The following is a 7,451-nucleotide window of genomic DNA, read 5'->3' on the forward strand; positions in this document are numbered from 1 at the left end:
AAACTGGATCGTATTCATGTCGATGGCAACCAGTGTCCCAAAATGGACAACATGGAATGTCATGCCCTGGTGGGTGGCGATGGCCGTGACGCGGCGATTGCCAGCTCCTCGATTCTGGCGAAGGTGACGAGGGATCGGCTCATGCTGGCCTTGGACGCACAGTATCCCCAATATGAATTTGCCAGACACAAGGGGTATCCCACGGCGCGGCATCGAGCCTTACTCATAGAGTTTGGTGCCTGCCCAGAACATCGCTCTGGTTTTGCCCCCGTTAAAGCAGTTTTGAAACGAATGAAATCTGCTTTCTGATAAGCGTTTTTGAGGGCGGTCGAAGTGATTTTGAACTCCTGTAATTAAATCGTGTCACTAATAATAAGGCGATAAATTTTTATTTGGCCTTGGTATAAATGAGCGAGGTGGTTATGGAAACGTTGAAAAATAAACCCCATGTCATTGTTCTAGGTAGCAATTTTGCTGGATTGGGCAGCGCGCAGAAAATCCGTCAATATACAGGCGATGCGGTTGACATTACGGTAGTGGATCGAAAGGATTATTTGTTATTTGTGCCGAACATTCCGGCCGATGTGTTTGAAAACAGAAATCCGGCCATTCATCAGCGTATGGAATTGCGTGAGGTGCTTGCCCACGACCAGATCAATTTCATCCAGGCCGAGGTGAATGCCATTGATGTCGATTCCGAGGTGGTGCACATCACGCCCAACGAACGCCCGGGCGCTGCCGCTGTGACCTTGGGTTACGATTATCTGGTGGTCGCCTTGGGTAATCGTTTGGCTTTTGAAGACATCGAAGGTTTTGCCGAGTTTGGCGATAGCGTCAGCGATTTGTATCTGGGCGAAAAGCTACGCCAGAAATTGCATTTCGGTGGCTACAAAGGCGGCCCGATTGCGATTGGTTCGGCGCGTTTTACTCAAGGGGATGGGGCCAAAGGGCTGGAGCCTTATCCCGGTGGCAGCATCCCCGATGCGCTCGCCGCCTGTGAAGGCCCGCCGGTTGAATTGATGATGGCCGCTGCACATTATTTGGATGAAACCAAACAGGGGGACCCGAGCAAAATCACCGTTTTCACCCCCGCCGAACTGATTGCCGAGGATGCGGGTGAAACCGTCGTCAAGCAGTTGCTCGATCTGGCCACCAAGATGGGCTTCAACTACCTCAATAACACACAAGACATCAAGCGCATTACCAAAGACGGTATTGAATTTGCCGATGGCCGATCGGTCGAAGCGGAACTGAAAATCGTTTTTCCCAATTGGAAAGCGCATGAATTTATGCGCGGCTTGCCGATCAGCGACAGCGAAGGGTTTGTCGTTACCGATTTGCTGATGCGTAACCCCAAATACAAAAACGTGTTTGCCGCTGGAGATGCCGCTGCGGTTACCATGCCGAAACTCGGTGCAATCGGGCACCAGGAATGCGAGATCGTCGGCTTGCAGATTGCCAAGGACGTGGGCCGATTATCGCCCGAAGAGGCAGACAAGCCCTTGCAGCCAGTTGTTTATTGTTTGGGTGACATGGGCGGGGGCAAAGCCTTTTACATTCGCTCAAATACCTGGTTCGGCGGCGATACGGCGGTGCTTAAAATGGGGCGTGTACCCTATATGCTCAAAATGCAGTATCAAACACTATTCATGCAGTTGAAGGGCAAAGTACCCGCTTGGGGGCTGGATTTCGCGGAAATGGCCGTTGAGCACCATATTCCCAAGTAGACGTCGATCGGGCGTTGTTGCGACCCAACCCGCAGGTGGTTTTCTACCGGCGGGTTTTTATTTGGCCGTCCAGGAATCTCTCAGGGTCACGGTGCGGTTGAACACCGGTTTCACCGTGCTGTGATCGTGTTGGTCGGCAACAAAATAGCCATTGCGTTCCCATTGATAACGCGATTCCGGCGCGCAGGTGGCGAGCGAGGGTTCGATCATTCCAATCTGAACCCGTTTGGCGTCCGGGTTGATGTCGTCGAGGAAATCCCGTTCCATGTCTTCGGGGTCTTCCGGGCGCCGGGCGCCGGGCGCGGGCACGCTGAACAAGCGGTCGTAGATGCGCACTTCGGCTTCTACGGCGTCATGGCAGGATAACCAATGGATGTTGCCTTTGACTTTGCGTGATTCCGATCCGGGCGTGCCTGACTTGGTATCTGGATCGTATTCGGCATACACACAGGTGACCCAGCCATTCTCATCCGCATCGAAACCGGTACATTTGATGATGTAGCCGTAACGCAAGCGAACCTCGGCACCGGGTGTCAGGCGGAAGAACTTTTTCGGCGGCTCGACCATGAAATCTTCACGCTCGATCCAAAGTTCACGAGATAACACAATTTCGCGCTTGCCCAATTCGCTGTGATGCGGATGATTCGGCGCGTGGCAAACTTCCGTTTGTCCTTCCGGGTAATTGGTCAGCACCAGCTTGACCGGGTCGAGCACGGCAACACGACGTTCGGCATGTTCATTGAGATCCTCACGCATGCAGTCTTCCAGTACGTTGTAATCGATCAGACTATCCGATTTGGATACGCCGATGCGTTCGGCAAACAGTTTGAAGCCTTCCGGGGTAAAACCCCGCCGACGCGCGCCTTTGAGGGTCGGCAGGCGAGGGTCATCCCAGCCATCCAAGTGACCGCCGGTCACTAACTGGATGAGCTTGCGCTTTGAAAGCACAACGTAGGTGAGATTCAAGCGTGAGAACTCGATCTGCTGCGGCAGAGGGGGCGTGAATTCACCAAGCTCGGCCAGGCGCGCCAAAAACCAGTCATAGAGCGGCCGGTGATCGGTAAATTCCAACGTACACAGTGAATGCGTGATGCCTTCGATCGCATCCGATACACAATGTGCAAAATCGTACATCGGGTAGATGCACCAGGCATCGCCGGTACGGTGATGATGCGCGTGGCGGATACGATAAATCGCTGGATCGCGCATGTTCATGTTGGGCGAAGCCATGTCGATCTTCGCGCGAAGGATATGGCTGCCGTCGGGGAATTCACCTGCCCGCATGGCTCGGAACAGATGCAGGTTTTCTTCGATGCTGCGATCGCGGAACGGGCTGTTCTGGCCCGGCTGGGTCAGGGTGCCGCGCGTGTTGCGCATCTGCTCGGCATCTTGTGAGTCCACATAGGCCAGCCCGGCCTCGATCAATAATTCAGCGCAGTGATACAGGCGTTCGAAATAGTCCGAAGCGTAAAACACGCGTGCCCCCGGGCTGAACCCCAGCCATGACACGTCTTCGCGAATGGCATCGACATATTCGGTTTCTTCTTTCGTCGGATTGGTGTCATCAAAACGCAGATTACAAGCGCTTTGCGGACACTCGGCGCGATAGTCTTCGGCGAGGCCGAAGTTCAGGAAAATACTCTTGGCATGACCGAAATGCAGGAATCCGTTGGGTTCGGGCGGAAAACGGGTAGCGACCTTTGCACCGTAGGTTTGTTTGGCACAGTCTTCATCGATGCGGGCGCGGATAAAATGGCTGGATGGTGAAGTTTCGGTCATTGTTGGATGGCTTATTCGAATATGGGAAGTATTAGTCCGGACATTGTAAGGATTTTACGCGCCTATAGGTGATCGGATGTTCGATTCCGATGGATGAATCACCTGATTCTCCAACTGGCGAAGACGGTCAGGGAGCGATAGATTCGGGTAATCGAAGTCATTGAAATATGACATTTGCACCCGATTCGGTAAAGGACTATGTTTAAACATCCCCACGAGTCGGGTGCGTTGAAACTACAGGAGCAGAACGTCATGGCTAAGAAAAAAATCACCGCCGAATCGACATCAAGCGACGGTATCCACATCGGTATCAGCGAAAAAGATCGTCAGTCCATTGCTGATGGTTTGAGCCGACTATTGGCAGACTCCTACAGCCTGTTTTTAATGACACATAATTTCCATTGGAATGTGACCGGGCCACAGTTCAACAGCTTGCATCTGATGTTCGAAACTCAGTACACAGAGCTTTTTACCGCCGTGGATGAAATCGCGGAGCGGATTCGTTCACTAGGCGCGTTTGCCCCCGCATCGTTCACCCGATTTTCGGAATTGTCATCCTTTACGATCCCAGATGAAAAGTTGGCTGCGAACGATATGATCGCCCACCTGGTCAAAGGACAAGAAGCCGTGGTGCGCACGGCACGTGGGGTGTTCCCCGTTGCCGAGGCGGCGAATGATGAACCAACCCAGGATCTGCTAACCCGCCGGATGGAGCTTCACGAGAAAAATGCCTGGATGTTGCGTTCGCTGTTGGCGTGAGTTAATGGCGAGGCTGCTCAAGCCAATGTTCTCTCGTTCAAAACCTATGCCGCCGAGTTTATCCGCGGCAAATTCATACTTAAGAGCGCCCATTATAAATATTTGCTAATTAACTGAATGGGTATCTGGTTGCCCGTTATTCGATTTTGACAGCAGCAAGCAACCGTTCGGCGTTACTTTGGTTTTGTCGTGTGCCACGCGTGGGCAAGCGATGTTCAACGAGACCGGCAAATACGGCCTGAATGTCGTCGGGCAGTACATGATTCCGCTGATCAATAAATGCCCATGCCCGGGCAAGATTCAAGAGCATCAGACCGGCGCGGGGCGACAACCCCGTGCTGAACTCAGGCATTTCCCGGCTGGTTTGCAGGAGTTTCTGCACATAATCGATCACGGGGTCGGCAACATGGATGTTGCGGACGGCTTGGCGCATCTGGGCAAGGCCGCGGGCATCCAGCACCGGTTCGATGTCGTTGATATGCGTGCGTCCCCCTTGACCCTTGAGCATGGCGCGTTCCACTTCCGGTGCGGGGTATCCCATACCGAGAATCAATGCGAAGCGGTCGAGTTGAGACTCCGGTAGCGGATAGGTGCCCTGCTGGTGGAGCGGGTTTTGGGTCGCGATCACGAAGAAGGCTTCCGGCAGCGGATAGCGTTTGCCTTCGATCGTAACCTGGCGCTCTTCCATCGCTTCGAGCAGGGCGCTTTGCACCTTGGGCGGGGCGCGGTTGATTTCATCGGCAAGCAGAATTTCGGTGAAAATCGGCCCCGGCTGAAAACGGAATTCGCGACTTTGCGGCTCGAAAATCGATACGCCCAGAATATCGGCGGGCAGCATGTCGGCCGTGAATTGCAGCCGACGGAATCGCAGCCCCAGTCCGCGTGCCAGCGCATGCGCCAGCGTGGTTTTCCCGAGCCCGGGCAGGTCTTCAAGCAGCAGATGTCCCCCGGCAAGAACGCAGCAAAGGGCCTGACGGATGACCTGCTCTTTTCCGAGCACAACCTGTGCGGTTCGCGCGATCAGCGTCTTCGCGGCGGCCTGAAGGTCTTGCGGTGCGAGTACCGGTGCGGATGGCATCTGAGCGCTGGCCTTATTCATGCGGTGGACTCGTCTTGGGTTTTGGCGGCAAAGGCACGCTCAAAGGCGGCCATGAGTGTTTGATGCAACGGGCTGCGTTCGAAGTGCGTGCCCAGGCCGCCAAGATCAAGGAAGCCGGCCCGGCCTTCAAGCAGGGCCTGGGCCGCTGCCAGTTCCTGTGGCGGGTATAGGGCCATGAGTGTGCTTCGATACTGATCGAGCGGCGCGGTGGCCGCAACCTTTAACTGATGGCGTGTGAATGCGGCGCGATAGATGATTCTTCGATTGTCCGGTAGGGGTGGCACGTTGACCAGCCAGTCAAGCAGCGCTTCTGTTTCATCGTCATCATCATTCGGGCCACAAGCAAACAGCGCCAGCGCGCGCAGTTCACCGAAGCGCAGACTGGCCCAGGGATGGTCTGCTCTGATGGCTAAACCTACGACATCCGGCATCGGCATCAGCCAGTCCATGTCCATATCGTCCATGGTTTCAAACAGGTGCGCGCATTCGGTGGCCGTGAGTTCATCCAGCCGTTCAACATAAGGAATCAGCGACAGGCCCACGTTGTTGTTCCGCTCGTACAGTTCATCGACGGGATAGATTTCGGACATGCCCGGCACGAGGATGCGACAGGCATACAGGCCGATATGCGGGTAATCGGCGACATAAACGTCGTAACCTTCTGCATGAACGATGTCGCAAAGGCGCTTGAAACCCGCCTCATTGTTCTCGGCGGTGAAATCCCAGTGCACGAAGGGGTAATCGGGGGTGTCACGGAAAAAGTCCCAAGATAGCCAACCCGAGGAATCGATAAAGTGCAATTCGAGATTTTGCGGGTCGCTGACCAGTTCTTGATCGGTCGTGGGTGGGTGGAAGGCGTGCAGGTCGTCGAGCGCGCGGCCCTGCAACAGTTCAGTGACCGTGCGCTCGAAAGCGACTTCGAAATTCGGATGGGCACCGAACGATGCGAAAACGCCACCGGATTGTGGGTCGATCAGGGTCACGCAGATCACCGGATATTTCCCGCCCAGCGACGCATCCAGCAGGCGCAGTCCGAAGCCATGACCGCGCAGGGCGGCAATCGCCGTGGCAATGGTCGGGTAGCGGGCCACAATGTCGTCCGGTATCTGTGGCAGGGCGATGCTTTCGGCTATGACCCGGTTCTTCACGAAGCGTTCGAATACTTCTGATAAACCCTGCGTGCGGGCTTCGAATACGGTATTGCCCGCCGTCAGGCCGTTGCTGACATACAGGTTGCCAACCACATTGGCCGGGAAGTACAGGGTCTGCCCATCGCGAATTCGGGTGTAGGGCAGGGCACAGACGGCGTCCGTCACCGCGCTGTTGAAATCCACCCAGTCTTTCGTGGTGATGCGGTACTCATCGGCCAGATAATGCCGCCAAAGGGCGTCATCCAGCAGGCCCTCTGGTCGAACACCGGGGTGATCAATGGTGAACCAGCGTTCGCGCGGATCATGCACGCCGTGTTTGATTCCGTCATGCGTCGTTTGTTCGCGATGCCAGTGGAAATCGCCGAAAAAATACTGTGAAGCCAGTCGTTCGACAAATTCTCCCAATGCGGATGCCAGCGCAGCCTTCTTGCTGGCACCCTTGCCGTTGGTGAACAGAATCGGGCAGTTTTTATCACGGATATGCACGGACCAGCAGTGGGGCACCGGGTTGAGCCAGCGTGTTTCTTCGATATCAAAACCCAGTGCGGTCAGTTGTCCTTGAACGCGGGCGATCGTGTCCTCCAGTGCCGCGTCCTTGCCGGTGATAAACGTATGTTCAGACATGAAAAATTCCTTTTAGGCGTGGGCGTTGTCGGATGTGTTTTCGGGGCCATTCTCAGGTTCATTCTCCTCGAACAGTACCAGCAGGGATACGCGGCGCAATTCGCTGGCAAGAACGGTAAATGTGCGGCAGGCCGCACCGGTATCCATGAATTCGATACCAACGCCCGCCCGCAGAAAAGCAGCCTGAACAGCGGCACTGGCGCGCTGTGTTCGTGGTCCAGTACCAACGATGAGCACTTCCGGGTCATCGATCATCAATTCATTCAGTGACGAAGGCGCCAGTTCAGAAACAGTTTTGAACGATAGGTCGGA

At 55.0% G+C, this 7,451-nt stretch carries 6 protein-coding genes and 1 pseudogene; 3 read left to right on the top strand and 4 right to left on the bottom strand.

The features are described 5' to 3' along the window. Both M7R55_RS08890 and M7R55_RS08895 read left to right on the top strand, forming a co-directional pair. Positions 1 to 309, top strand: a pseudogene (locus M7R55_RS08890) (ribonuclease HII); the annotation flags it as partial. 113 nt (positions 310 to 422) lie between these two features. Beyond that, entirely contained in the window at positions 423 to 1,727 is a 1,305-nt protein-coding gene (locus tag M7R55_RS08895) for an FAD-dependent oxidoreductase (protein ID WP_298220063.1), read from the top strand. 57 nt (positions 1,728 to 1,784) lie between these two features. Here the strand turns inward: M7R55_RS08895 and M7R55_RS08900 are convergent, their stop codons facing one another. After that, complete coding sequence (locus M7R55_RS08900; RefSeq protein WP_298220064.1) at positions 1,785 to 3,506, bottom strand: glutamine--tRNA ligase/YqeY domain fusion protein; 1,722 nt, start codon at positions 3,504 to 3,506, stop codon at positions 1,785 to 1,787. Positions 3,507 to 3,758: 252 nt separating this feature from the next. Between M7R55_RS08900 and M7R55_RS08905 the strand changes: the two genes are divergently transcribed. Continuing rightward, the gene (locus M7R55_RS08905) at positions 3,759 to 4,265 is read left to right on the top strand and encodes a Dps family protein (protein ID WP_298220065.1); all 507 of its coding nucleotides are present in this window, start codon (positions 3,759 to 3,761) and stop codon (positions 4,263 to 4,265) included. 136 nt (positions 4,266 to 4,401) lie between these two features. On the opposite strand, the gene M7R55_RS08910 is transcribed toward M7R55_RS08905, so the two are convergent. The 3 genes from M7R55_RS08910 to M7R55_RS08920 all read right to left on the bottom strand — a co-directional run. Next, positions 4,402 to 5,364, bottom strand: coding sequence for a MoxR family ATPase (locus M7R55_RS08910; protein ID WP_298220066.1), 963 nt, complete (start codon positions 5,362 to 5,364; stop codon positions 4,402 to 4,404). Continuing rightward, positions 5,361 to 7,139 carry a 30S ribosomal protein S12 methylthiotransferase accessory factor YcaO gene (gene ycaO, locus M7R55_RS08915; RefSeq protein ID WP_298220067.1) on the bottom strand — a complete coding sequence of 593 codons (1,779 nt, stop codon included), beginning with the start codon at positions 7,137 to 7,139 and terminating at the stop codon, positions 5,361 to 5,363. Before ycaO ends, M7R55_RS08910 begins: the two co-directional genes overlap by 4 nt. A gap of 12 nt (positions 7,140 to 7,151) precedes the next feature. Beyond that, a partial coding sequence (locus M7R55_RS08920; protein WP_298220068.1) for an Mth938-like domain-containing protein occupies positions 7,152 to 7,451 on the bottom strand: 300 nt, incomplete at its 5' end.

Origin of the sequence: Halothiobacillus sp. (assembly GCF_027346185.1) — a bacterium.
GTDB lineage: Bacteria > Pseudomonadota > Gammaproteobacteria > Halothiobacillales > Halothiobacillaceae > Halothiobacillus.